The 23,757-nt window shown below is 58.7% G+C and carries 27 protein-coding genes and 1 pseudogene; 12 read left to right on the top strand and 16 right to left on the bottom strand.

Annotated elements, in window-relative coordinates; all coding sequences use genetic code 11:
* Positions 1 to 95 precede the first annotated feature (95 nt).
* The 3 genes from NH234_RS18720 to NH234_RS18710 are packed head-to-tail and all read right to left on the bottom strand — an operon-like array spanning position 96 to position 2,853.
* Positions 96 to 1,157: a M48 family metallopeptidase gene (locus NH234_RS18720; protein ID WP_367253792.1), complete on the bottom strand. Its 1,062-nt coding sequence runs from the start codon at positions 1,155 to 1,157 to the stop codon at positions 96 to 98.
* A gap of 28 nt (positions 1,158 to 1,185) precedes the next feature.
* A complete protein-coding gene (locus NH234_RS18715; RefSeq protein ID WP_367253790.1) occupies positions 1,186 to 2,232 on the bottom strand; it encodes a M48 family metallopeptidase in 1,047 nt (348 codons plus the stop codon).
* A 24-nt stretch (positions 2,233 to 2,256) separates the two neighbouring features.
* Complete coding sequence (locus tag NH234_RS18710) at positions 2,257 to 2,853, bottom strand: LemA family protein (protein ID WP_085732081.1); 597 nt, start codon at positions 2,851 to 2,853, stop codon at positions 2,257 to 2,259.
* Positions 2,854 to 3,058: 205 nt separating this feature from the next.
* Between NH234_RS18710 and NH234_RS18705 the strand changes: the two genes are divergently transcribed.
* The gene (locus tag NH234_RS18705; protein ID WP_085732080.1) at positions 3,059 to 3,367 is read left to right on the top strand and encodes an RcnB family protein; all 309 of its coding nucleotides are present in this window, start codon (positions 3,059 to 3,061) and stop codon (positions 3,365 to 3,367) included.
* Between the two features lie 3 nt (positions 3,368 to 3,370).
* Here NH234_RS18705 and NH234_RS18700 read toward each other — a convergent pair whose 3' ends face one another.
* Positions 3,371 to 4,456 carry a diguanylate cyclase gene (locus NH234_RS18700; RefSeq protein WP_367253788.1) on the bottom strand — a complete coding sequence of 362 codons (1,086 nt, stop codon included), beginning with the start codon at positions 4,454 to 4,456 and terminating at the stop codon, positions 3,371 to 3,373.
* Between the two features lie 141 nt (positions 4,457 to 4,597).
* On the opposite strand from NH234_RS18700, the gene NH234_RS18695 reads away from it, so the two are divergent.
* Complete coding sequence (locus NH234_RS18695; protein ID WP_007952931.1) at positions 4,598 to 4,936, top strand: FKBP-type peptidyl-prolyl cis-trans isomerase; 339 nt, start codon at positions 4,598 to 4,600, stop codon at positions 4,934 to 4,936.
* 73 nt (positions 4,937 to 5,009) lie between these two features.
* On the opposite strand, the gene NH234_RS18690 is transcribed toward NH234_RS18695, so the two are convergent.
* Together NH234_RS18690 and NH234_RS18685 are read right to left on the bottom strand one after the other, a co-directional pair.
* Complete coding sequence (locus NH234_RS18690; protein WP_367253785.1) at positions 5,010 to 5,345, bottom strand: hypothetical protein; 336 nt, start codon at positions 5,343 to 5,345, stop codon at positions 5,010 to 5,012.
* Positions 5,342 to 6,580, bottom strand: coding sequence for an S-type pyocin domain-containing protein (locus NH234_RS18685; RefSeq protein WP_367253783.1), 1,239 nt, complete (start codon positions 6,578 to 6,580; stop codon positions 5,342 to 5,344). The genes NH234_RS18690 and NH234_RS18685 overlap by 4 nt, the downstream gene beginning before the upstream one ends.
* 234 nt (positions 6,581 to 6,814) lie before the next feature.
* Between NH234_RS18685 and NH234_RS18680 the strand changes: the two genes are divergently transcribed.
* From NH234_RS18680 to NH234_RS18670, 3 genes and pseudogenes are all read left to right on the top strand, one after another.
* Positions 6,815 to 7,468 carry a hypothetical protein gene (locus NH234_RS18680; protein ID WP_367253781.1) on the top strand — a complete coding sequence of 218 codons (654 nt, stop codon included), beginning with the start codon at positions 6,815 to 6,817 and terminating at the stop codon, positions 7,466 to 7,468.
* 21 nt (positions 7,469 to 7,489) lie between these two features.
* Positions 7,490 to 7,645, top strand: a pseudogene (locus NH234_RS18675) (FKBP-type peptidyl-prolyl cis-trans isomerase); the annotation flags it as partial.
* 43 nt (positions 7,646 to 7,688) lie between these two features.
* A complete protein-coding gene (locus tag NH234_RS18670) occupies positions 7,689 to 8,099 on the top strand; it encodes a hypothetical protein (protein ID WP_367253779.1) in 411 nt (136 codons plus the stop codon).
* Positions 8,100 to 8,174: 75 nt separating this feature from the next.
* On the opposite strand, the gene NH234_RS18665 is transcribed toward NH234_RS18670, so the two are convergent.
* Positions 8,175 to 8,456, bottom strand: a complete 282-nt coding sequence (locus NH234_RS18665) for a hypothetical protein (protein ID WP_367253777.1) — start codon at positions 8,454 to 8,456, stop codon at positions 8,175 to 8,177.
* 9 nt (positions 8,457 to 8,465) lie between these two features.
* Positions 8,466 to 8,837: a DUF6124 family protein gene (locus NH234_RS18660; RefSeq protein ID WP_085732075.1), complete on the bottom strand. Its 372-nt coding sequence runs from the start codon at positions 8,835 to 8,837 to the stop codon at positions 8,466 to 8,468.
* A gap of 491 nt (positions 8,838 to 9,328) precedes the next feature.
* Between NH234_RS18660 and NH234_RS18655 the strand changes: the two genes are divergently transcribed.
* On the top strand, positions 9,329 to 9,604 hold the full coding sequence (locus NH234_RS18655; RefSeq protein WP_085687529.1) for a metal/formaldehyde-sensitive transcriptional repressor: 276 nt from the start codon (positions 9,329 to 9,331) through the stop codon (positions 9,602 to 9,604).
* An 11-nt stretch (positions 9,605 to 9,615) separates the two neighbouring features.
* A complete protein-coding gene (gene dmeF / locus NH234_RS18650) occupies positions 9,616 to 10,536 on the top strand; it encodes a CDF family Co(II)/Ni(II) efflux transporter DmeF (protein ID WP_367253775.1) in 921 nt (306 codons plus the stop codon).
* Here dmeF and NH234_RS18645 read toward each other — a convergent pair.
* The gene (locus tag NH234_RS18645) at positions 10,533 to 11,633 is read right to left on the bottom strand and encodes a cytochrome P450 (protein WP_085732072.1); all 1,101 of its coding nucleotides are present in this window, start codon (positions 11,631 to 11,633) and stop codon (positions 10,533 to 10,535) included. The two genes, dmeF and NH234_RS18645, sit on opposite strands and share 4 nt — an antisense overlap.
* A gap of 79 nt (positions 11,634 to 11,712) precedes the next feature.
* Between NH234_RS18645 and NH234_RS18640 the strand changes: the two genes are divergently transcribed.
* The 3 genes from NH234_RS18640 (at position 11,713) to NH234_RS18630 (ending at position 14,613) form a co-directional block, all read left to right on the top strand.
* Positions 11,713 to 12,468 carry a helix-turn-helix transcriptional regulator gene (locus tag NH234_RS18640; protein WP_085732071.1) on the top strand — a complete coding sequence of 252 codons (756 nt, stop codon included), beginning with the start codon at positions 11,713 to 11,715 and terminating at the stop codon, positions 12,466 to 12,468.
* A gap of 88 nt (positions 12,469 to 12,556) precedes the next feature.
* Positions 12,557 to 13,777 (top strand): putative DNA modification/repair radical SAM protein, encoded by a 1,221-nt coding sequence (locus tag NH234_RS18635; RefSeq protein WP_367253773.1) that lies wholly within the window; start codon positions 12,557 to 12,559, stop codon positions 13,775 to 13,777.
* A complete protein-coding gene (locus NH234_RS18630; protein WP_367253772.1) occupies positions 13,774 to 14,613 on the top strand; it encodes a TIGR03915 family putative DNA repair protein in 840 nt (279 codons plus the stop codon). The genes NH234_RS18635 and NH234_RS18630 overlap by 4 nt, the downstream gene beginning before the upstream one ends.
* Positions 14,614 to 14,665: 52 nt before the next feature.
* On the opposite strand, the gene NH234_RS18625 is transcribed toward NH234_RS18630, so the two are convergent.
* The 5 genes from NH234_RS18625 to NH234_RS18605 form a co-directional block, all read right to left on the bottom strand.
* Positions 14,666 to 15,685 (bottom strand): branched-chain amino acid aminotransferase, encoded by a 1,020-nt coding sequence (locus tag NH234_RS18625; protein ID WP_064597568.1) that lies wholly within the window; start codon positions 15,683 to 15,685, stop codon positions 14,666 to 14,668.
* 165 nt (positions 15,686 to 15,850) lie between these two features.
* Positions 15,851 to 17,224 carry a dihydrolipoyl dehydrogenase gene (gene lpdA, locus NH234_RS18620; RefSeq protein ID WP_367253771.1) on the bottom strand — a complete coding sequence of 458 codons (1,374 nt, stop codon included), beginning with the start codon at positions 17,222 to 17,224 and terminating at the stop codon, positions 15,851 to 15,853.
* 4 nt (positions 17,225 to 17,228) lie between these two features.
* The gene (locus NH234_RS18615) at positions 17,229 to 18,500 is read right to left on the bottom strand and encodes a dihydrolipoamide acetyltransferase family protein (RefSeq protein WP_367253770.1); all 1,272 of its coding nucleotides are present in this window, start codon (positions 18,498 to 18,500) and stop codon (positions 17,229 to 17,231) included.
* Entirely contained in the window at positions 18,501 to 19,559 is a 1,059-nt protein-coding gene (locus NH234_RS18610; RefSeq protein ID WP_085732065.1) for an alpha-ketoacid dehydrogenase subunit beta, read from the bottom strand. It abuts the gene before it with no gap.
* A gap of 1 nt (position 19,560) precedes the next feature.
* A complete protein-coding gene (locus NH234_RS18605; protein WP_114883893.1) occupies positions 19,561 to 20,796 on the bottom strand; it encodes a 3-methyl-2-oxobutanoate dehydrogenase (2-methylpropanoyl-transferring) subunit alpha in 1,236 nt (411 codons plus the stop codon).
* A gap of 185 nt (positions 20,797 to 20,981) precedes the next feature.
* On the opposite strand from NH234_RS18605, the gene bkdR reads away from it, so the two are divergent.
* The gene (gene bkdR / locus NH234_RS18600) at positions 20,982 to 21,470 is read left to right on the top strand and encodes a Bkd operon transcriptional regulator BkdR (RefSeq protein WP_007915088.1); all 489 of its coding nucleotides are present in this window, start codon (positions 20,982 to 20,984) and stop codon (positions 21,468 to 21,470) included.
* Between the two features lie 12 nt (positions 21,471 to 21,482).
* Here the strand turns inward: bkdR and NH234_RS18595 are convergent, their stop codons facing one another.
* Positions 21,483 to 22,328, bottom strand: coding sequence for a tyrosinase family protein (locus tag NH234_RS18595; RefSeq protein WP_085732063.1), 846 nt, complete (start codon positions 22,326 to 22,328; stop codon positions 21,483 to 21,485).
* A gap of 127 nt (positions 22,329 to 22,455) precedes the next feature.
* Positions 22,456 to 23,319, bottom strand: a complete 864-nt coding sequence (locus tag NH234_RS18590) for an MBL fold metallo-hydrolase (protein WP_367253769.1) — start codon at positions 23,317 to 23,319, stop codon at positions 22,456 to 22,458.
* Between the two features lie 99 nt (positions 23,320 to 23,418).
* On the opposite strand from NH234_RS18590, the gene NH234_RS18585 reads away from it, so the two are divergent.
* A complete protein-coding gene (locus NH234_RS18585; protein WP_007952897.1) occupies positions 23,419 to 23,757 on the top strand; it encodes a helix-turn-helix transcriptional regulator in 339 nt (112 codons plus the stop codon).

The raw sequence follows: 23,757 nt of genomic DNA, 5'->3' as shown, positions 1-23,757 counted from the left end.
CACGGTTCTTATTGGGGCGGATAGTGGCGCGCAGGGATCGATTTGTTAATTGCATAGTTGGCATGGATTGATGTGCCAAGCGGATCAATGGCGTGCTATGGCAGTTCTTTGGTCGGCACTGCCCGCACGGTTCTGGCGACCATCGAGTCCTGCTGTGGTTCGGTGACGTTCACGAAGGTCCCATTCCAGTCAGGGTCTATCCTGCGAATGCGTTCACGCAGATCCGGATGGCCCGAGAGCAGATGAGCGCTGGAAGTGACAGGGCCGAAAAACAGGTGACTGAATTCGGCAGCGCGGGCGGCCCTCAGGGTCGAGCCCATTTTGTACCCGCCGATTTTCTTCAGTGCCCCGCCGATACTGTCGGGGTTGCGGGTGTATTGCACGGCGGTCGCGTCGGCCAGAAATTCGCGTTGCCGGCTGACTGCTGCCTTGATCAGGTTGCCAAAGAACGTCCCGGAGAAACCGACAATGCACAGCGCAGTGCCAAACATGCTGACCAGGATGGTCGGCTGTTTGCGATTGGCAGATGAGTGTGGTGTGTCCTCAAGACCGCGCAAGAGATAGTTTCCTGCCAACCCGATCACCATAATCCCGTGGACGATCGCGACCAGTTGGGTGTTCAGGCGCATGTCGCCGTTGTAGATGTGGCTGAATTCGTGGGCGATAACGCCTTGCAGTTCATCGCGTGACAACAGGCTTATCGCACCTTGAGTGACGCCGATCACTGCATCCTGAGGCGTGAGGCCGGCAGCAAATGCATTGATGCCCAGGTCTGGCAACAGATACACGCAAGGAACGGCGGTGCCGGACGCCAAGGCCATTTCCTCCACCACATTGACCAAGCGGCGCTCTTGCAGAGTCTGCGCGTTATGGTTGATCAGACGACCACCCAAGCGGTGCGCGACTACTTTGCCGCCCCCTGTCAGTTCGACGTATTTGACCAGCCCGCCGAGCAACACAACAGCCGTTACCAGCGCCGCGACGGTCGCGAAAAACTGCCAGTCCGACGCCATGTTTTCAAGCGTTTTGCCGTATGAGAGCGGCAGAATCAGGAGCATGCAAAACACAAGAATCAGGCTGAGTACGGCAAAAAACATCAAAATCACGAGCTGCACCGAGCGACGTTTGGCCCGGCACTGTTGTTCGAAGAAATTCATCTAGCCATCCGTGGGCGTGGATTTTGAATCAATCCGCCGTTGCCGCCACCTGATCTGGCATCGGTTTGTCGGTTGCGGCAGCCGTCGTAAAACTCCCATCCCACTGCGGATCGATTCGACGAATCCGCACGCTCAGATCAGGGTGGGTCGCAAACATCCGGCTCAGCAAACCTGAGCCGCCGGTGCTGAAAAACAAATGACTGAACTCGGCGGCACGGGGCGAACTGATCACCGAGCCTTGTGCATGGGCGCCGATTTTTTTCAGGGCGCCGACAATGCTTTGCGGATTGCGCGTGTATTGCACCGCGCTGGCATCGGCGAGGAACTCACGTTGACGACTGACAGCGGCCTTGATCAGATTGCCGTATAGATTCCCGATAAACCCGGCCACGCACAGTGCGGCCCCGAGCGCAAAAACCACCAGCATCAACCGCACGTCGCGTTTGTCGCGCTTGAGCAGGCTGGCCAGTATGTAAGTGCCAGCCAGCCCCAGCACCAACAGGCCGTGCACTACCGCCACCAGTTGCGTATTTAGGCGCATGTCCCCGTTGAAGATGTGGCTGAATTCGTGGGCGATCACCCCTTGCAGTTCTTCTCGGGTCAGTAGTTTCACTGCGCCACGGGTCACACCAATGGCCGCGTCTTCCGGTGTAAATCCGGCCGCGAAGGCGTTGATGCTTTCGTCCGGTAGCAGATACACCGCCGGCAGGCAGGTGCCGGAGGCAATCGCCATTTCTTCGACGACGTTCATCAACCGCTGCTCGTCCAGGGTACGCACATTGCCATTGAGCAGGCGGCCACCCAGTTTCTCGGCGACGACTTTGCCGCCCGCGCGCAGTTGCCGATATTTCAGCAGACCGCCAATCACCACGATGCTGCTGATGAACAATGCAATAACGGCCATTGCCAGAAACGCATCCGCCAGCGTGCCAGTCCCGCTCAGATAATCTTCAAAACCATTGAAGACGAAGGGCAGGCTGGTCATCCCGATCAGCATGACAATCGCCAGAATCATCAGGTAAATCAGCCGTGATGTCTGGTTTCGAGCTTGGGTCTGTCGTTCAAAAAAATTCATCGGGCCATCCATGGAGAGCAGCAATCAGAAAGAAACGTTGGGCGCGGTCTTGATGGCCAGCGTATCGGCAAACTTCAACGGAACCGCGTCCTCGCGATGGCCAAAACTGGTCGCCAGCAGCACCGCCGGAAAACTCTGCTTGAGCGTGTTGTAGGCCATCACCGCGTCGTTGAACGCCTGACGCGCGAAGCTAACCTTGTTTTCGGTGCTGCTCAGTTCTTCGCTCAGTTGTTGCATGTTCTGCGACGCCTTGAGCTCCGGATAGGCTTCCAGCGTCAGGTTCAGTCGACCCACGGCGCTGCTGAGTGCACTGTCCGCCAGCCCCAATTGCGCGATGTTCTGGGCATTGCCCGGTTTCGACTGTGCCGCCTCAAGCCCGGCCACGGCGGCATTGCGCGCGGCGATCACCGCTTCGAGAGTTTCGCGCTCATGGGCCAGATAACCCTTGGCGATGCTGACCAGATTGGGGATCAGGTCATAGCGGCGTTTGAGCTGCACTTCGACCTGGGCAAATGCGTTCTTTATCTCGTTGCGCCGGGCAACAAGTTTGTTGAAAAGACTGACAGCGTAGAGCCCCAGAAGCGCAAGCAATACCAGATTGACGATGAGGTAGATCTTCACGGTGATGTCCTTATTCACTCGGCGGGGGGGGGGGGCGCGATCTTATCGCAAATGGATGCCGTTGACTGTATTGGCCCGGTGGCGGGTTAGCCCGGATCGCGTTCCGGAGCGTGGCTACAATCTCAACTTCCATCAATAAACAAGGAATGATTCCAGAACCCCGCAGTCGGAGTTCTGGTATCACACATCTGAAGGAGGTTCACCGATGAACAACAAGACCCTGATCGCCAGCCTGGTCCTCGTCGCCGGCATCGCCGGGATCACCCCAATCGTTCAAGCGGCGCAACCCTCGACCGACACCGTCGAACGCTCGCCCACCGACGGCCGCGAACTGAAGGTCAACGACCGCGCCCCGGACATTTATCAGCGCAGCGAAAAAGCCATAAAGAACTGGAAACAGAAAGGCCTCAAGCAACCTGATCCTCAGGCGCAGTGGGTGCAGATGAATGACAAGTACGTGATGGTGATGATCACCAACGGGACGATTGTGGACATTAAACCGGTGGAGCGTTAACGGTCACATTCCAAACCCCGGTGCACTTGCCCGCACCGGGCTTTCGCCACCCAACCGATACTGATTGTTCCCGCTGCGCTTGGCCTCATACATCGCCAGATCCGCAATATGCAGCAGCCGGTCCATGGTCGGTGCATGGTCGGGGAATACCGCCACGCCGAGGCTGGTGCCGATGTGGCGTTGGTCGTTGCCGATGGTGATGGGCGGGGAGAGTTCGATGAAGATTTTCTGGCAAATGCTGCGGGCTTCGTCCTGAAGGTTCAGGCCGGGGACGAGGCCTTGCAGGATGACCACGAACTCGTCGCCACCGATCCGGGCGACGGTGTCGCTGACCCGCAGGATGCGTTTCAGGCGCGTAGCGGTGGTGATCAGAACGCGGTCGCCGGCGGCGTGACCGTAGCGGTCGTTGATCGCTTTGAAGCCGTTGAGATCGATAAACACCAACGCCACCCGCGTCTCGGTCATGCGCGCATGTTCCAGTGCTTCCGATAGCCGTTCTTCCAGCACCAGGCGGTTGGGCAGGCCGGTCAACGGGTCGAAATGAGCGAGGTGCTGGAGGTAGCTGGCCGAGGCCTTTTCTTCGGTGATGTCGCGCACCACGCCCATCATCTTGATCACCGCGTCGTGATCGTTGCGTACCACGTTGCCGGTTTCCCGCAGCCAGCGAATCGTGCCGTCGGGCCAGACCACGCGGTATTCCTCATCGTGGTTTTCACCGGTTTCCAGACAGCGCAATTCTCCGGCGCGCACCTTGGCACGGTCGTCGGGGTGCACGCACGAGCAAAACAGGGCGTAGGAGGGTGTCACCTCGCCGATCTTGAACCCGAACATGCCGAAGATCGCGTCCGACCAGTAGAGCCGGTCGGTGTCGACCTCCCAGTCCCAGGTGCCGATCCGCGCAAAATACTGGCTGCGCTTGAAGCGCTCGGCATCGCCATCCTGACGGATGTTCTGGCCTTCGGCGGCGCGGGTGAGCAATTCGCGATACTCGGCGAGCTGCCGGCGCAGGGCACGCTCGCGACGAATCAGCACGACGATCACGACCATCAACACAACGACAATGGCGAGACTGATCCAGAGTTGAGTCATTCGAGCGGTGCTGACATGGCGTATCGATCAGGATTGGTAGCGGGTGGCCATCATCCGTCACGGCCAACGTGGGGTCAAACGGTTGCCAATGGCCGGCATTTCTGGGAAAACGGCGGCCAGCGGAACAATAGAGTGAATGTTATGAATGATGAACTGCAGATAATCGATCTTCAGCCCGGCGACGGAAAAGCCGCCGTCAAAGGCGCGTTGATCACCACCCAATACACCGGTTGGCTGGAAGACGGCACCGAATTCGATTCGTCCTGGAGCCGGGGCAAACCGTTTCAGTGCGTGATCGGCACGGGCCGGGTGATCAAGGGCTGGGATCAAGGGATCATGGGCATGCAGGTCGGCGGCAAGCGCAAACTGCTGGTACCGGCGCATCTGGGGTATGGCGAGCGGACGATGGGCAAGATTCCGCCGAATTCGAATCTGGTGTTCGAGATCGAGTTGCTGGAGGTTTTGACGCGGGAGGATTGAATTTCGCGGGACGAGGGCGTTGTGATGAGGGAAGCCCCTGATCACAACGTCCGGCATGCAAGGACTCGATGAGTCAGGTGAATGCCTCAATATCGTCAAGCGTGTCTGCGATCACGCCTTCCAGCGAGGGGAATCTTGTCTTTACTTCTTCCAGCGCTGAGAAGGCGGCATCTTTGTCCAGCTCGCCGTGCCTGCGAGCGATGTGGCCGAGAGCGGTAATGGCGGAGGAGACTACGGCTTCATTGCTGCTGTCGAAATACTTCAAGCAAGTTTGTTGGGCCCAAATCCTGTCTTCTTCATTGAGGCCTATAGAAATCAAAGCCTGGATAACGTCTGTGTCTGTGTGGCTTTGAAGAAGTCTCACTGCTTCATCATGGCTAATAGAGGGGTCTTTATAGGTCAAACTCACTTCTTGGCTCCCAGAATGTTGCCTTTGTTATCCGTTTTCTTGGCTTTGATTAGCGCGTTTTTCATATCCTGATGGAGTTTGTCCCAAGGTCTGACATGTCCATGGTAAACATCGCCCCCTGTGCGATCAAAGACGACAAATTCGCTGGTCTCTGGATCGATACCAATTCTGCGAGGTGATGTAGGTTTTACCTGAATTGAATTCTCCAAAGCTTCCTGACCATTGGCAGGGCCTTTGCTCTTTACAGGAGTGTCTGCCTTTCCATGATAACTGGCAGCATCAAACTCCAACGCCAAGACAATATAGAGAGGCTTGATACCGGAGTCGGCCGGAAACACAAGGATGAAATCCTCGTACTCTGGCGGATAAAGCGGGCTGACGATGATTTTGTCTGCTTGCTCTGTCGGCGGATAAATCCAGATAGTCGGCGTTTGCGGAGCACTTTCCAGCGGCGGGATGACTGAAGTGCTGGATGGATCGACGGCTGGCGTCCAGGTCAATGTGATGCCATTGCCAAAGTCAGCCACCTGTCGAGAGCCTTGAGCAACGAATTGCACGACCGGAATCATTTCCCAGTGAGGGCGCTTCTGAGTGTTGTACCCGTACCCTTTGAGACTGCCATCGGCCTGTTGCTCTACGTGAAGCCGGATACGTGTTCGGCCCTCCTTCAGTGATCTGAGCTGTTCTTCGGTATAGAGCGAACTGTCCCCCAGATTCGATGGCCACAGAAGTGCAACCATTCCCGCCAATGCACCTCCTGCAACGCCGCCCGTGACTGCGCCAACACTGGAAGCGGCGCTTGCGCCGGCGCTAAAAGCAGGACTGCCCAACACAAGAGTTCCTAGTGCGGACGGCAAATTGACACCGCTGATTTTTTTGAGGGGAATGTTTCCCGACGCATCTTTTTCGCGCCCCCCAAGCAGTGAGAACGCTCCAAAGTTGGCAAGCCTTTCGACAGGAATAAACCCTGCCGGGCTTTCATGGTTGATGACGCCATTGGGGAGGTTGCAGCTTTTGGCGAATACACAACCTACGGCGCTGAGTTGACTCTGTTGTGGCGTCTGCCGAACAAAACGATCTTCATAGGCTTGTTGTCTGGCCAGCATATCGTCGTATTTCTTTTGTCTGGCATCCTGCTCTGCAAGTTCGGTAGCAGTCATGAAGCGGGTAGTGATGTGGTGCCCGTCACCTGACGGCGGATTTTGAATCCGGGGGAGGAGTGTTTTTCGAGGCATGAGCGTCCTTGTTTCATCTTTTCAAAGCGTGAAGGACGCTATCTGAATAAGAGTTTGAAAGATGTAGGACGCTTCTGAGGTTCAAGCGGTTGTTACAAAAAAGGCGTTTTCGGCAAGGAGTTGAATGTTGGCTTCGGCATCACTTGATAATAGTGCGGGGGGGGCAAATAACCGGCGTTATGGCACAGGGCTACTCTGGTAACATCCGGCATCTAAGGCAACTAGGGTGACGATATGCAGCAAGAAGGTGCGAAGCAGAAGACGAAATTCCATTTGATGAGAACGCTCGGTGCATGGGCGCTAGTTCCAGGCCTAGGAGTTCCAGCTACCAAGTTCGTTGAGAGCTACTACGACGTGTCCTTTTTTAGCCCGGCAATCTCTGTAATGTGGCGCGGGTTACAGAGCGTGCGCAGTTGGATGATCCTTACGGTTCCCCTGCCGTTGTGGATGCTTGTTGTAGTCACGGTCTTGCCTTTGCTGATGATGGGGGTAGTGGTCTGGGTGATCGTTGATGCCAATGGAAAGCTAAAAGACGCTGATATGGAGTTAGATGCTGCTCACGCGAAGATCAAGGATTTACAGGTGCCAAAAATACTTCCTCTCACAGACGAGCAGAGTAAGGTCATTGCTGCAATAGCGGCTTATGACAGCGTTGGCAAAGATTGCCGTACTAAAGATTTTCCTGTTCAAATTGGTCTAACGCTTTTGCAGGCCGATGGAGCCATGGACGTACTTGAGAAGAGGAAATTTATCTCTTTTCAATACGCTACATCTGGAAAATACGTCACCCTAACTGCGGCAGGCCGTGAATACGTTCTACGCCCAGAATTTGAATATCCACTAGTCCCGCTACCTCAGGCACCACTTCCTGGTAATGGTCGTATATAAACCGATACATGAAATCCTTGCGATCACGGAATCATGGGCATGCAGGTTGGCGGCAAACGCAAACTGCTGGTGCCGGCGCATCTGGGTTATGGCGAGCGGACGATGGGCAAGATTCCACCGAATTCGAATCTGGTGTTTGAGATTGAGTTGCTGGAGGTTTTGACGCGGGAGGATTGATGACCGGAGGTCATCTCGTTCGAACTGCTCAAGGATCAGGTCGATGGATGTTGAACAGATCATTTACGAAACCGTTGCGTGGTTGACTATCGAACACCCGGGACGACGGAGTCCGATTTACAACATCCAGTTGGTATTCTTCGCGGCCATGATGATTTTTTTGTGGTTCGTCGGAAAGGATGTCCTCGCACGGCGAAAAGCCTTTCTGGCCAGCAAGGCTCAGACCCTGGTGTCAAAGCCACTGTCCGCAATTTCCTTCGCCGAGGAAGATGGGCAGAAGGTCAGGTTCACCGGTGTTTTGCTGGAGAAGGAGGGCGCTTACACCGTGACAGTGACCCGCGACGATGACAAAGAAGCCACCGTTTTGTCCCGTGACGGGTTGCTTTCGCTGGAAGAGGTTGAGGTTTATTTGAGGGGGCATACGCCTTTCATTCTGTCTGACTTTCGGCGGTGATCGCGTTTGCACACAAAACCCGCTGCCTCCCCTCACGGAGACAGCGGGTTTTTTCTTTCCCTTTTACCTGAGACGTTACGCAGCTATTGCAATCTCATCCAGCGTTGCGGCAACCATGCTGGTCAGGCTCGGAAATCTGCGTTTTACGCTGTTAAGTACCGGCATTAATCGGTTGCGGTCCAGTTTGCCGTGATCGCGGGCGAGCTGGGCGAGGGCCTCGAGAGCGGCGGTGACGATGGATTTTCTTTCGCTTTCGAGCAGCAGCAGACAGGCCTTTTCGGCCCATTGGCTGTCTTTTTCGTTGAGGCCGATGGAGATCAGGGCGGCGACGACGTGTGCATCGGATTTGCTTTCCATTGGGATCCCTCAGGTCGTGGCATCGAGAGTGTCCAGCGCCCGGTTCACAGCCAGTTCGCCACACATCACCACTTGGGCGATGCCCAGCACGGTGCTGCGGTAGGGCGGGTCCAGCAGCGCGGCGAAGTCGCTGAGCATCACGCTGGCCGAAGTCATCGATTCGCAGGCGTGGGCCAGCAGGGCATGTTGATCCAGGTCGGGAGCGACGAGGAACATGCGGCCGGGGCAGTGTTGTTTCGGGGCGGTGGGTTTCAGGTAATGGTCGAGGGCGCGCTCGGCGGCTTCGTGGAGTTTTTTTGAATCGGTGGAGGAGTAGGGCGAAGTCGGGTCGGACTCGTTGGGTGCGTCTGTTTCGGGTGGATCGGGAACGTATTTGAACATTTGCTGGGTAACCTCAAAATGAGGCTGACACGTTCTTGCGACTAAACAATAGGTGGCAGCTGTACGCAGGTTAGTCGACCAGTACCCAAGCATTACCGGCGCACCCGAAGGCGCCCTGCGCACAGCTACCATTGAGCACAGGCGTAGAGATACCTGACTGAATGACAGCTTGCGAACTTGAGAAAAAGCACCGAGCGACTAAACCCGTTCACTGACCATTCAGTGATGCGAATCAAGTTACTGGCAGCTCCCAAGCCGCACAAGCCGGCGGATTCTGGCGTAGTTGTAGGCAAAGGCGCAAGGCAATGTAGCCTCCCGGATGGGGGCAAAATGATGCTTCATTTTTCAGTCCGCCATCGCGAGCAAGCTCGCTCCCACAGGAGGTGTGCGTAGGCTGAAGTCATCCGTTTATCTCCCAACCCAAATTTGACCTTGCCCCTTTCAATCCGAACAGCGACTATGCTCGCCATATAGGGGTAGGGGGTATAGGTATGTCGCACACACACGAACACAAAGGCGAGTTGCTTAACCGGGTTCGGCGCATTGCCGGGCAGGTTCAGGCGGTTGAACGGGCGCTGGAGTCCGAGGCAGATTGCGCCAAGACGCTGCACCTGATGGCGGCGGTTCGTGGGGCAATCAACGGCCTGATGGAGCAGTTCATCGAGGCCCACGCCCGCGAGCATGTCGCCCATCCAGACCTCAGCGACGAAGCCCGCGCCCAAGGCGTGGAAGAGTTGCTGCAAGCCATTCGCCGTTATTCCAAGTGAGCACCCACGCCATGACACTCAAGGCTGAAACGTTTTCCCACGATCACCAGTTCCTCGGTGCATCCCACGATGACAATGCTCGTCGCACCTTATGGGTCGTGGCACTGACATTCGTGATGATGATCGGCGAGATTGCTGCCGGTTACCTCACCGGTTCCATGGCGCTTCTGGCTGACGGTTTCCACATGGCGACCCACGCCGGCGCCCTCGGCATCGCTGCGGCGGCTTATGGTTTTGCCCGGCGCAACGCCAATAACCGCCGTTACAGTTTCGGCACCGGCAAGGTCGGTGATCTGGCGGGTTTTGCCTCGGCCATGGTGCTGGGGCTGGTGTCGCTGGGCATTGCCGGGGAATCGGTTTTTCGCTTGTTCCAACCGACCAGCGTGGCGTTCGGCGAAGCAACCTTGATTGCCGTGGTCGGCCTGGGCGTCAACCTGCTCAGTGCGTTTTTGCTGGCCGGCCATCACGGTCATCATGACCACGGCCATAGCCACGATCATGGTCATCACCACCATCACGACAACAACCTGCGTTCAGCTTACGTGCACGTACTCGCCGATGCGTTGACGTCGGTGCTGGCAATTGCTGCGCTGCTTGCCGGTCGCTACCTGGGCTGGGTGTGGATGGACCCGGTGATGGGCATCGTCGGTTCCATCGTCATTGCCAAATGGGCCTGGAACCTGATGCGCGACAGCGCCGCCGTGCTACTCGACACCACCGATGAACCGGTGGCAGAAGAGATTCGCGAACTGCTGGAAACCTCCGACGACGTGCGCATCAGCGACCTGCACGTCTGGCAGGTCGGCCCGCAGGCGCGGGCGGCGATTGTCAGCGTAGTCGCGGCGGCTGGCGTGACTGCTGAAGCGATTCGCGAGCGTCTGGCACCGGTGCATGAGTTGTCGCACCTGACGATCGAATTGCGCAACGCCTAAGGCTGTCTCTCGCTGAACAGAGGAATTCGCCCGTTGAGCGAAGGGCGGTAATGCCAGGCGAACCGCTTCAGGTCGATGTCATGAGCAAGGATTTTACCTACGGTGGCGCTGGCAATCGTCATCGCCAATCTTTGCCCCGGGCATTGATGACGACCGCTGCCGAACGTGAAGCTGCGGCGGTTCGGGCGATCCGGCAGAAATTGATCCGGGTTTTCATTCAGCGCCGGGTCGCGGTTGGCCGAGGCGAGCAACACCAGAATCACATCGCCCGCTTCCAGTCGCATGCCGTCGATTTCGCAAGTGGTCGCGACAAATCGTCGGGTGTTTTGCACCGAGGGATCAAACCGCTGGACTTCAGCCAGCAGCGAATCCACTGACGCCGCGTGTAATTCAGGCTGGCGCTGCAAAGCCACCAGCGCATTGCCGATCAGCCCGGCGGTGGCCTCGAATGTCTGCGAACAGAGGCCGATCAGGTTGGCGAGCAACATGTCTTCATCGCCGACAAAACGCTGTTGGATGTCCGCGAGAAACGGGTTCGGATCCGCCAACAATTCAATGAAGTATCCGCGCAATTGCTCCGCCGCCCGATGGGCTGCCGCCAGTTGCAGGTCATTGCTCAACGGCGACAGACACGCCGCGAAATCCGCCGTCAGTTCACTGATGACCCGCGCTTGCGCCGGGGTGAATCCGAGTAGTGATGCAACCACGCACACCGGGCCGCGAAACATGGCTTTATAGAGGCCGTCGGCGTCGTTCGTTATCAGCCGCGCGGACACCAAAGCGCTGACTTCTTCCCGATCAAACAGGCCTAAGGGCGGCTCGATGGCCGAACGCGGGCAGCGCTGAGCTTCGCCGTCATTCATCCGCATCAAAAGGCCAAACACCTTGCCCGCCATGCCATCGACGATGGCCTTGGGCACTGGTTCCTGCACCGGGCGCACCCGGCAATCCGGATGCGCCGACACCGCGCAAACCGCCCGGGCGCTGCTGGCGACCCACAGTTTCAGTCCATGATGAAAAGTCAGCCCACCCGACGCGCGCAGTTCGGCGTAGTAGGGATAAGGATCGGAGTGAGTTGCAGCAATGATCGGGTCCATGGATCGCAACCTTGTCGGTGGGAATAGTGTTGCTACTATCTCCAGTCCTTGAGGGCGATGATTCGTCCGGGAGCGAAATATGCACGCAGAACATCAAGACATCGGCGTCTCGCAAGTGGCCGCCGCCATCGCTGAACCGGCGCGAACCAAAATGCTGTGCTCGCTGATGGACGGCCACGCTCGCACTGCCACGGAGCTGGCGACCCTCGCCGACGTCAGCGCCTCGACCGCCAGTGCACACCTGGCCAAACTCAAGGACCTGGCGCTGGTGCGCCTGCACGTGCAGGGCCGCCACCGTTATTACAGCCTCGCCGACAAACGCGTGGCCCAGGCGCTCGAAGCGCTGATGGTGATCGGCCAGAACCCCGCACCGACCTTCAAACCGCACACGCCGGATCGCCTGCAATTCGCTCGCACCTGTTACGACCATATGGCCGGCACGCTGGCGGTAATGCTGCATGACCGGTTGCTGGAGCGGGGTTGGCTGGTGGAAACCGATGAGCAGGTTTATCGCTTGAGCGAGAGCGGAGAGGCGCTGTTCGAAGGGTTGGGAATCGAGGTCAGGGATCTGTCGACCTTGCGCCGACGCTTTGCCTGCCCGTGTCTGGACTGGAGCATGCGCCGGCCACATTTGGGTGGATCACTTGGAGCGGCGCTGTTGCAGACCGCGTTGAAGCGCAAATGGGTGACGCAGGATCTGGACAGTCGGGCGCTGACGTTGACGGCGGTGGGGCGTAAGGAGATGACAGCGCGATTCGGGGTGAAATGGCCCGAAGCGATGCAGCCTGTCCCGGTGCGTAAATCCTCGACCATCGCAGCTGACAGCCGACTGTAATAAGTCTGACTGACGAAGGGTCGTTTTACGACTTGTGACCCGTGGGCGGACTCTATACTGTATATGCGAACAGTATAAGGTCCATGCCATGCAACTCATCGACAAGCTCAGCATCCTCGCCGACGCCGCCAAGTACGATGCCTCCTGCGCCAGCAGTGGCGCGCCCAAGCGCAGCTCCGAGGGCAAGAGCGGGCTGGGTTCCACCGATGGCATGGGCATCTGCCACAGCTACACGCCGGACGGGCGTTGCGTTTCGCTGCTCAAGGTGCTGCTGACCAATTTCTGTCTCTACGACTGCCAGTACTGCGTCAACCGCCGCTCCAGCGACGTGCCCCGGGCGCGTTTCACGCCCGAGGAGGTGGTGACGCTGACCCTGGATTTCTACCGGCGCAATTGCGTCAGCGGGCTGTTCCTCAGCTCCGGGATCATCCGTTCGGCGGACTACACCATGGAGCAACTGGTACGTGTCGCGAAGCTGTTGCGCGAAGAGCATGAATTCCGTGGCTACATCCATCTCAAGACCATTCCCGAAGCCGATCCGGCGCTGATCGAAGAGGCCGGGCGTTATGCTGATCGCTTGAGCGTCAACATCGAATTGCCCACCGATGCCAGCCTGCAAACCCTCGCGCCGGAAAAGCAGATCGGTTCGATCAAGCAGGCGATGAACACCATCTACACCGGTGTGCAGACGGTGCTTAACGAACCCCGCGCACCAAAGTTCGCCCCGGCCGGGCAGAGCACGCAAATGATCGTCGGTGCCGATGACACCGACGACAGCACCATCCTGCACAGCGCTCAGGCGCTCTACGGCAACTTCCGCCTGCGTCGGGTCTATTACTCGGCGTTCAGCCCGATTCCCGACAGCCCGAAAAGCGTGCCGCTGGCCGCGCCGCCGCTGATGCGTGAGCACCGCTTGTATCAGGCTGATTTTCTATTGCGCGGTTATGGCTATACCGCTGGTGAATTGCTTCAGGGGCCGGGCAATCTGGCGCTGGACATCGACCCGAAATTGGCCTGGGCGCTGCAAAATCGCGAGGTGTTTCCGCTGGACCTCAATCGCGCCGAGCCGGCGTTGATTTCACGCATTCCCGGCATCGGCCTGCGTACCACCGAGCGATTGGTGGAACTGCGTCAACAACGGCGCATTCGTTACGAAGATGTGGCTCGCATGCGCTGTGTGCTGGCCAAGGCCAAGCCATTCATCATCACCAGCGACTACCACCCGCAGCAAGCGGAGGTCACCAGCCAGATGCTCTATCAGCAGTTGCGCGATCGACCGATGCCGCAGCAGATGGGTTTGTGGGGATGATCAATCTTGATTGCGATGACTTGTTCGACACCTGGCGCCAACAGGCGCGCTGGCTACTCAGCCATGAAATCGATCCGAGTCTGGTGAGCTGGGCTTCGGAAGGGGTGAGTGATCTGTTTGCCAGTGATGTGTCGGTGCCGGACGGACAGGGACCATTTCAGGCGCGTATTCCGCGCGCATTGCTCGACACCCTGGAACAAGCGTCACGCTACCGTGGCGATCAGCGCTGGAGTCTGCTTTACGAAGTGCTCTGGCGCGTCAGCCATGGCGATCGCACGGCAATGATGGCCGGCGACAAACTGGGTAGCGAGTTGCAGCGGCGGATCAAGCAGGTGCAGCGCGAAGCCCATCATCTGCATGCGTTCGTGCGTTTCATCGAGCGCCCGTCAGAGCTGCCGGGCCCGCAATACGTGGCGTGGCACGAACCGGCCCACGACATCCTGCACAGCGCCAGTGAACACTTCATCGGGCGCATGGGGCGCCATCGCTGGCTGATCGCTACGCCGCGTGATGGGGTTTATTACGATGGCGAACAAATGATTCATCAGCGCCAGTGCCCGGTGGAATGGCAGCAACTGGCGCAGAACGTTGATGATCCACAGGGCGAGTTGTGGCTGGCGTACTACAGCCACATCTTCAACCCGGCGCGGTTGAACGAGAAGGTCATGCAAGGGCACTTGCCCATGCGTTTCTGGAAGAACCTGCCGGAGGGGGAATTGATCCCGGGGTTGATTACCCAGGCGCGCACAGGCAAGCAGCAAAACGGGCAGGCGAGCGGGATTGCCGGTCGTGCAGGCAAGCGGATTGCCATGAAGGCCAGCGAGCGAGGCGAATGAAAAAGCCCCCATCGATTTCTCGATGGGGGCTTTTGTGCATCTGGCCGTCAGATCAAACCTTGACGATCCAGCCAGCTGGCGCTTCGACGTCGCCGGTCTGTACACCGGTCAGCTCCTTGTAGAGCTTCTGGGTCACAGGGCCGACTTCGGTTTCGCTGTGGAACACGTGCAGGTGGTCGTTGTAGCTGATGCCGCCGATCGGGGTGATCACCGCAGCGGTACCGCAGGCGCCGGCTTCCTTGAAGTCCGACAGCTTGTCGATGAACACGTCGCCTTCGACCACTTCCAAGCCCAGACGGGACTTGGCCAATTCGATCAGCGACAGACGGGTAATGCCCGGCAGTACCGACGGCGAGTTCGGGGTCACGAACTTGTTGTCGTGGGTGATCCCGAAGAAGTTGGCCGAACCGACTTCCTCGATCTTCTTGTGGGTCAGCGGATCCAGGTAGATGGCGTCAGCAAAGTGCGCTTTCTTGGCCTGGGAGCCTGGCATCAGGCTGGCGGCGTAGTTGCCACCGACCTTGGCGGCACCGGTGCCTTGTGGCGCGGCGCGGTCGAAGGTGGAGATCTGGAAGTTGTGCGGGGTCAGGCCGCCCTTGAAGTAGGCGCCAACCGGAATCGCGAACACCGAGAAGATGAACTCAGGTGCGGTACGCACGCCGATGTTGTCTCCCACGCCGATCACGAACGGACGCAGATACAGCGCGCCGCCGGTGCCGTAAGGCGGGATGAAGCGCTCGTTGGCGCGAACCACTTGCTTGCACGCTTCGATGAACTGCTCGGTGGACACATGCGGCATCAGCAGGCGGGCGCAGCTGCGTTGCATGCGCGCGGCGTTCTGGTCCGGACGGAACAGGTTGATCGAGCCGTCCTTGCAACGATAGGCCTTCAGGCCTTCGAAGCATTGCTGGCCATAGTGAAGGGCAGTGGAGCCTTCGCTGATGTGCAGCACGTTGTCTTCGGTCAGGGTGCCTTTGTCCCACTCGCCGTTGCGAAAGTACGACAGATAGCGTTTGTCGGTCTTGATGTAGTCAAAACCCAGCTTGTCCCAGTTGATGCTTTCGTTACCCATGACACCCTCTATCACTGAACAACCGCCGAAGCGGTTCAAGGCTTCTGACGTTTTTTTGGATGGGCACAACAATACTTCATTCTTGAGCGGTTTCGCAGCCCGGGCGATGGGGGGAGCAGCAGATTTATTAGCCTGCTTATGAAAAAACTCCCCCGCATCGGGTTTTTACAGGTGCAACGCATGCCCGAGGGCACGCAACGCTGCTTCCTGCACCGCTTCACCCAGGGTCGGGTGCGCGTGAATGGTGCCGCCGATGTCTTCCAGTCGTGCGCCCATTTCCAGGCTTTGCGCGAACGCGGTCGACAGCTCAGATACCCCGACACCCACCGCCTGCCAGCCGACAATCACATGATTGTCACGACGGGCGACTACCCGCACGAAGCCGGTTTTCGATTCCAGGGTCATCGCCCGGCCATTGGCTGCGAACGGGAAGTTCGACACGATGCAATCCAGCCCCGCCGCCTTGGCTTCGTCCGGCGTCTTGCCGACGACCACCAGTTCCGGGTCGGTGAAGCACACGGCGGCGATGGCGGTCGGATTGAACTCGCGAGTCTTGCCGCTGATCAGCTCGGCAATCATCTCCCCTTGAGCCATGGCGCGGTGGGCCAGCATCGGCTCGCCGCTCAGGTCGCCGATGGCGTAGACGTTGCGCATGCTGGTCTGGCAGCGGCTGTCGATCTTGATCGCCGAGCCGTTCATGTCCAGGTTCAGCGCTTCAAGGTTCCAGCCCTGGGTATTGGGTTTGCGACCGATGGCCACCAGCACCTGATCGGTTTCCAGGTTCAAGGTGTCGCCGTTCGGATCGCGCACCTGCAACTTGCTGTCGAAACCCAACACGCTGTGCTTCAGGTACAGCTTCACGCCCAGTTGTTTCAGTGCTTCGTGCACCGGTTGGGTCAGTTCGGCGTCGTAGGCCGGCAGGATGCGATCCTGCGCCTCGACCACACTGACCTCGGCGCCGAGCTTGCGATAGGCAATGCCCAATTCCAGACCGATGTAACCGCCGCCAACCACGATCAGACGTTTCGGAATCGACTTCGGCGCGAGCGCCTCGGTGGACGAAATGATCGGCCCGCCAATCGGCAGGATCGGCAGATTGACGCTTTTCGAGCCGGTGGCCAGCACCAGGTGTTCGCAGTGGATGCGGGTGTCGCCGACTTCCACGGTCTTGCCGTCGATGACCTTGGCCCAGCCGTTGATGACCTGAACCTTGTTTTTCTTCAGCAATGCGGCGACGCCGGTAGTCAGGCGATCAACGATGCCGTCCTTCCACTCGACGCTTTTGCTGATGTCGAGGGTCGGTGCGGAAACACTGATGCCCAGTGCCGAATGCTGATTGTGGTGTTGAGTCTGGTGAAACTGCTCGGCCACATGAATCAGTGCTTTCGACGGAATGCAGCCGATGTTCAGGCAGGTACCGCCCAGCGATTCGCCCTCGACCAGAATGGTCGAAATGCCCAGTTGCCCGGCACGAATGGCTGTGACGTAACCGCCAGGACCGCCACCAATAATCAGCAGCGTGGTGTTCAGAGTTTGCATGCCATCACTCCACAAACAGGGTCGCGGGTTGTTCGAGCAGACCACGAATGGCCTGGATGAAGAGCGCGGCGTCCATGCCGTCGACCACGCGGTGATCGAAGGAGCTGGAGAGGTTCATCATCTTGCGGATAACCACCTGGCCTTTGACGACCATTGGGCGTTCGACGATTTTGTTCACGCCGACGATGGCCACTTCCGGCAGGTTCAGCACCGGGGTGCTGACGATGCCGCCAAGGGCGCCGAGGCTGGTCAGGGTGATGGTCGAGCCAGAGAGCTCATCGCGGCTGGCCTTACCATTGCGCGCGGCGGTGGCCAGACGGGAGATTTCCGCCGCACTGTCCCACAGGCTGCGAGCCTCGGCGTGACTCACCACCGGGACCATCAGGCCAACATCGCTTTGAGTGGCGACACCGACATGCACCGCGCCGAGGCGGGTGATGACCTGGGCTTCGTCGTCGTAACGGGCGTTCATCTGCGGGAAGTCGCGCAGGGCGACGACCAGTGCGCGGACCAGGAATGGCAGCAGGGTCAGCTTGCCACGGCTGGCGCCATGTTTTTCATTCAGGTGGGCACGCAGTTCTTCAATCGCGGTGACGTCGATTTCTTCGACATAACTGAAATGTGCAGCACGCTGGGTGGCGTCCTGCATGCGCTGGGCAATCTTGCGGCGCATGCCGATCACTTGAATCTGTTCTTCATCGTTACGCTGGGCGTAAGCGGCGGCGACCGGCGCCGAAGCGTTCGACTGACCTTGCGTCAGATAAGCCTCGAGGTCTTCGTGCAACACGCGACCGGCCGGACCGGAACCGCGCACCAGACGCAGTTGGATGCCCAGATCCAGCGCATGTTTGCGCACGGCGGGCGAGGCCAGCGGACGCTCATCGGCTTCACGGGCAACCATCGGGCCCTGGCAAACCGGAGCCGTACGTGGCGCGGCGGGTTTGCTTTCAACGACCGCTTCAACTTTCGGTGCGACAGGTGCTTCCTTCGCTGCAACAGGCGCCGGTTTGTCGGACTCTTTCAGATTGCCCGCACCTTCAACCTCGATGCTGATCAGCACACTGCCGACCGCCATCACTTCACCCGGCTGACCGCCGAGTGCAATCACCTTGCCGTGGACCGGCGACGGAATGTCGACCATTGCCTTGTCGGTCATCACATCCGCCAGCACCTGATCTTCAACGACCAGATCGCCGACCTTGACGTGCCACTGCGACAGTTCAACTTCTGCGATGCCTTCGCCGATGTCCGGCATCTTGATAACGTGCGTGCCCATTCAGACCTCCATGACCCGTTTCAGCGCCGCGCCCACACGGGACGGCCCTGGGAAATACGCCCACTCCTGCGCATGCGGGTAGGGGGTGTCCCAACCGGTGACGCGTTCGATCGGCGCTTCCAGGTGGTGGAAGCAATGCTCTTGCACCAGCGCCACCAGTTCGGCGCCGAAGCCGCAGGTGCGGGTGGCTTCGTGAACCACCACGCAACGGCCGGTTTTCTTCACGGATTTGACGATGGTGTCCAGGTCCAGAGGCCAAAGGCTGCGCAGATCGATGACTTCAGCATCGACGCCGGTTTCTTCGGCGGCGACTTGCGACACGTACACGGTGGTGCCGTAGGTCAGCACGGTGACGTCCTTGCCCGGACGGGCGATGGCGGCGACGTCCAGCGGCACGGTGTAGTAGCCATCCGGGACTTGTGCAGCCGGGTGTTTCGACCACGGGGTTACCGGACGTTCGTGGTGGCCGTCGAATGGGCCGTTGTACAGGCGTTTTGGCTCCAGGAATATCACCGGGTCATCGTTTTCGATGGAGGCGATCAGCAGGCCCTTGGCGTCATACGGGTTGGACGGCATGACGGTGCGCAGGCCGCAGACCTGGGTGAACAGGGCTTCGATACTCTGGCTGTGGGTCTGGCCACCGTAGATGCCGCCACCGCAAGGCATGCGCAGGGTCATCGGCGCGGTGAATTCGCCGGCCGAGCGATAACGCAGGCGAGCCGCCTCGGAAATGATCTGGTCGTAGGCCGGGTAGACGTAGTCGGCGAACTGGATTTCCACTACCGGGCGCAGGCCGTAGGCGCCCATGCCCACGGCGGTCCCGACGATGCCGCTCTCGGAGATCGGTGCGTCGAACACCCGCGAGGTGCCGTACTTGGCTTGCAGGCCTTCGGTGCAACGGAACACGCCGCCGAAGTAGCCGACGTCCTGGCCGAACACCACCACATTGTCGTCACGCTCAAGCATCACATCCATGGCCGAGCGCAGGGCCTGGATCATGGTCATGGTGGTCGTGGTCATGGCGGTTTCCAACTGAATATTGTTGTTGTGGTCGTTCATGTCAGATCCCCAACTGCTGACGCTGGCGCTTCAAGTGCTCCGGCATCTCTTTGTAGACGTCTTCGAACATGGTCGCGGCGCTCGGAATCTGGCCGCCGGCGAGGGTGCCGTACTGTTCGGCCTGTTTCTGTGCGGCAATCACCTCGGCTTCGAGCTCTGCACTGACGGCGGCGTGCTCTTCTTCCGACCAGTGGCCAACCTTTATCAGGTGCTGTTTCAGGCGAGCAATCGGGTCGCCCAGCGGGAAGTGGCTCCAGTCGTCGGCAGGACGGTATTTGGACGGATCGTCGGAGGTCGAGTGCGGGCCGGCACGGTAGGTGACCCACTCGATCATTGTCGGGCCGAGGCCGCGGCGGGCGCGTTCGGCAGCCCAGGCGGAAGCTGCATAAACCGCGTAGAAATCGTTGCCATCCACCCGCAGCGAGGCGATGCCGCAACCGACGCCGCGTCCGGCGAAGGTGGTGGCTTCACCACCGGCGATGGCCTGGAAGGTCGAGATCGCCCATTGGTTGTTGACCACGTTGAGGATCACTGGCGCACGGTAAACGTGAGCGAAGGTGAGGGCGGTGTGGAAGTCCGATTCGGCGGTAGCGCCGTCGCCGATCCAGGCCGAGGCGATTTTGGTGTCGCCCTTGATCGCCGAGGCCATGCCCCAGCCCACGCCCTGGATGAACTGGGTGGCGAGGTTGCCGGAGATAGTGAAGAAACCGGCGTCCTTGACCGAGTACATGATCGGCAGCTGACGCCCCTTGAGCGGGTCGCGCTCGTTGGACAGCAACTGGCAGATCAGGTCGACCAGCGGTACGTCGCGGGCCATCAGGATGCTTTGCTGGCGGTACGTCGGGAAGCACATGTCGTCGGTGTTCAAAGCCAGGGCCTGGGCACTGCCGATGGCTTCTTCGCCAAGGCTCTGCATGTAGAACGACATTTTTTTCTGACGCTGGGCGACCACCATGCGGTTGTCGTAGATCCGGGTCTTGAGCATCGCGCGCATGCCTTTGCGCAGGATCTCGACCGGTACGTTCTCGGCCCATGGGCCAAGGGCGTTGCCCTGATCGTCGAGCACGCGGATCAGGCCACGGGCCAGGTCGGCGGTGTCGGCGGGTTCAACGTCAATGGAAGGTTTGCGCACCGTGCCGGCATCGGTCAGATGCAGGTAGGAGAAGTCGGTTTTGCAGCCTGGGCGGCCCGAAGGTTCAGGGACGTGCAGACGCAGCGGTTCATACGCTTGGGTCATGGCTTCTACGCTCGATCTTGTGAATTTCTTGTAGTGAGCTGGCAGTCATTCTTCGATAAAAGAAATCTTGTCCTACAACAATCATAGGCCCGGGCAAGAAGAATATTTCTCTCTGTTTCGTTGCGCTGGAGATCATTTGCAGATAGAAAATCTGCATAAACATAAAAAACAGGTGGTTTTGTCTCATGCGCAAACTGGACCGTACCGACATCGGCATTCTCAACAGCCTTCAGGAGAATGCGCGCATCACCAACGCCGACCTGGCCCGTTCGGTCAATTTGTCGCCGACACCGTGCTTCAACCGGGTCAAGGCGATGGAAGAACTGGGGCTGATCCGTGAGCAGGTGACCCTGCTGGATGCCGATCTGCTGGGGCTGCACGTGAACGTGTTCATTCACGTGAGCCTGGAGAAGCAGGTGGAGGAAGCGCTGCAGCATTTCGAAGAAGCGATTTCAGATCGCCCGGAAGTCATGGAGTGCTACCTGATGGCCGGCGACCCGGATTATCTGATCCGGGTGTTGGTGCCGACCATTCAGTCGCTCGAGCGTTTCATGATGGATTTTCTGACCAAAGTGCCGGGGGTGGCCAACATCCGCTCAAGCTTTGCGCTCAAGCAAGTGCGCTACAAAACGGCGCTGCCGTTGCCGGCGAACGGTTTGACATTGGGTAACTGAACCCGGTGCAGTTCACAGGTATTCATACCGATAACCGAGTTCTTCCGTAAAAAGTGCCTGCTGAACGGTAAAGCTCTGGGGCCAGGGCGCGAGTTCGTTATCCGGGTGAAAGACCAGTGTCGATTCACTCAGGTCGACAAACGGGAAGGACTGGATATTGGGGTGTTGCCGTTTCCAGCGCTCCCACAGCAGGTCCAGATGGCAATGGTGCAGAAAGAACAGCGGGTCGTTGGGAGAAGAGGCTTCCATCATGTTGCCGCCAATCCACGCGTGCACTGGATTGTGCAATTCGTTCTCTGAAATGTTTTCCCAGCCACCCGATTCCATCCAGTAGGGTGTTCTATTCAGGGCCGAGATGATGGCTTCCTGAGTCGGCAAAGCACCAGCAGCCCCCAGATCGCGACGCAAGGCAGCGCTACCGGTTCCCTCGTCCCATACAGACACGATGAATGCCGACTGGTTATTGGAAAAAGGGCCGGTCGTTACCTGTTGGTTCTGGGTGTTGTCGCCATTGCCGCCCATGAAGTTCGAGGTGAACGGGTTGTCGGTTCCGCTGATTTGCCAGTTCCAGTACGGCAAGGTGATCCGAGGATCATCGACGGCGGACTGCAGAGCCAGCTCGAACTGGCGGATCAGTACACGGTGCCATGGATAAAACAGGGGACTCTGGTGCGGGTTGGGGACGAGCGGATTACCGCGCCCCATCGAATTCTTGTGTATCTGGACAAAGTCATCGTAGCGGCTCTGCAGACCGGGGCGCAGCACACTGTTAACGTTGTTTTTCAACCTCAGCACCGCTTCGATGAAGGCGGACTTCTCTTGCGGCGACATATCTCGGTGGTTACGGCGAATATCCATATTGCCAAATCTCCATTGGTTGATTGCCCAATGAAGTCTGCCTGCTGGCCGAGATTACGCCCAGTTCATGGCATCCGACGCGACAGGTGCGAAATCCGTTATTCCCGGTTCCTTGACTGAATTTTTCCTACACAGAGTTGATGGGAATCTTCAGGTAGACAACGCCATTGCCTTCCGCCGGCGGCAGATTCCCCGCCCGTACATTCACCTGAATCGCCGGCAGCAGCAGGGTCGGCATGCCCAACCCCGCATCACGTTTGGTGCGCATTTCGACAAAAGCGTTTTCGTCGATGCCGTCATGCACATGGATATTGCTTTTGCGTTGTTCGCCGACGGTGGTCTGGCATTGCGATTCCCGACCTTGCGGCGGGTAGTCGTGACAGACATAGAGCTTCACGCTGGCGGGGAAGGCCAGCAGTTTATGGATCGAATGGAACAGTTGATGGGCGTTGCCACCGGGAAAGTCGCAACGGGCGGTGCCCACGTCGGGCATGAACAGTGTGTCGCCGACCAGGATTTGCTCGCCATCGATCAGGTAGGCCATGTCCGCCGGTGTGTGGCCGGGAACGTGCAAAGCGGTCGCCTTGAGATTGCCGATCCTGAACGACTCGTTCGGTGCGAACAGGTGATCGAACTGTGAGCCGTCGACACGAAATTCCGGCTCGAGGTTGAACAGAGCCTTGAACACATTCTGCACTTTGCTGATCGATTCGCCGATGGCGATCTTGCCGCCCAGCTCGCGGCGCAGGTAGGGCGCGGCGGACAGGTGATCGGCGTGGGCGTGGGTTTCCAGCAACCACTGCACTTGCAGATGGTGGGCGCGAACGAAGGCAATGATTTTGTCTGCCTGGGCCGTGCAGGTGCGGCCGGCGGCAGCGTCGTAGTCGAGCACCGGATCGACGATTGCACACTGTCCGCCATCGGCCTCGTAGACCACGTAGCTGTAGGTCGAGGAGGCGGGGTCGAGGAAAGCTTCAATCAGCGCGGGCATGGACAGGGTCCTGTGCAGAAGGATGGAAAGTCAGGGTTGCAACACTTTATGTAAACACATAATGTCCGCAGCTTAAGTGACGTTGAAGGCATCCTGCAAATGCAATCCAGTCTGACCGAATGTGAAGTCGCCCAACTTCGGGCCTCGGCCTCCAAGGCCTGTTCGCTGCTCAAGGCCCTGGCCAACGAGGACCGGCTGCTGATCCTGTGCCAGTTGACCCAGGGCGAACGCAATGTCGGCGAGCTGGAGAAAATGACCGGCGTGCGCCAGCCGACCCTGTCCCAGCAATTGGGCATTCTGCGTGATGAAGGGCTGGTCGCGACCCGTCGTGAAGGCAAGTACATTTTTTACGGCCTCGCCAGTCATGAGGTCATCCAGGTGATGAAAACCCTGTCCGGACTCTACTGCGGAGCCGTGCTCAAAAGCTGGGCGCAATAG

This window comes from Pseudomonas sp. stari2 (assembly GCF_040760005.1).
Classification (GTDB): domain Bacteria; phylum Pseudomonadota; class Gammaproteobacteria; order Pseudomonadales; family Pseudomonadaceae; genus Aquipseudomonas.
Note: the sequence above shows the minus strand (reverse complement) of the source record. Positions and strands in the feature narration are given on the sequence as shown.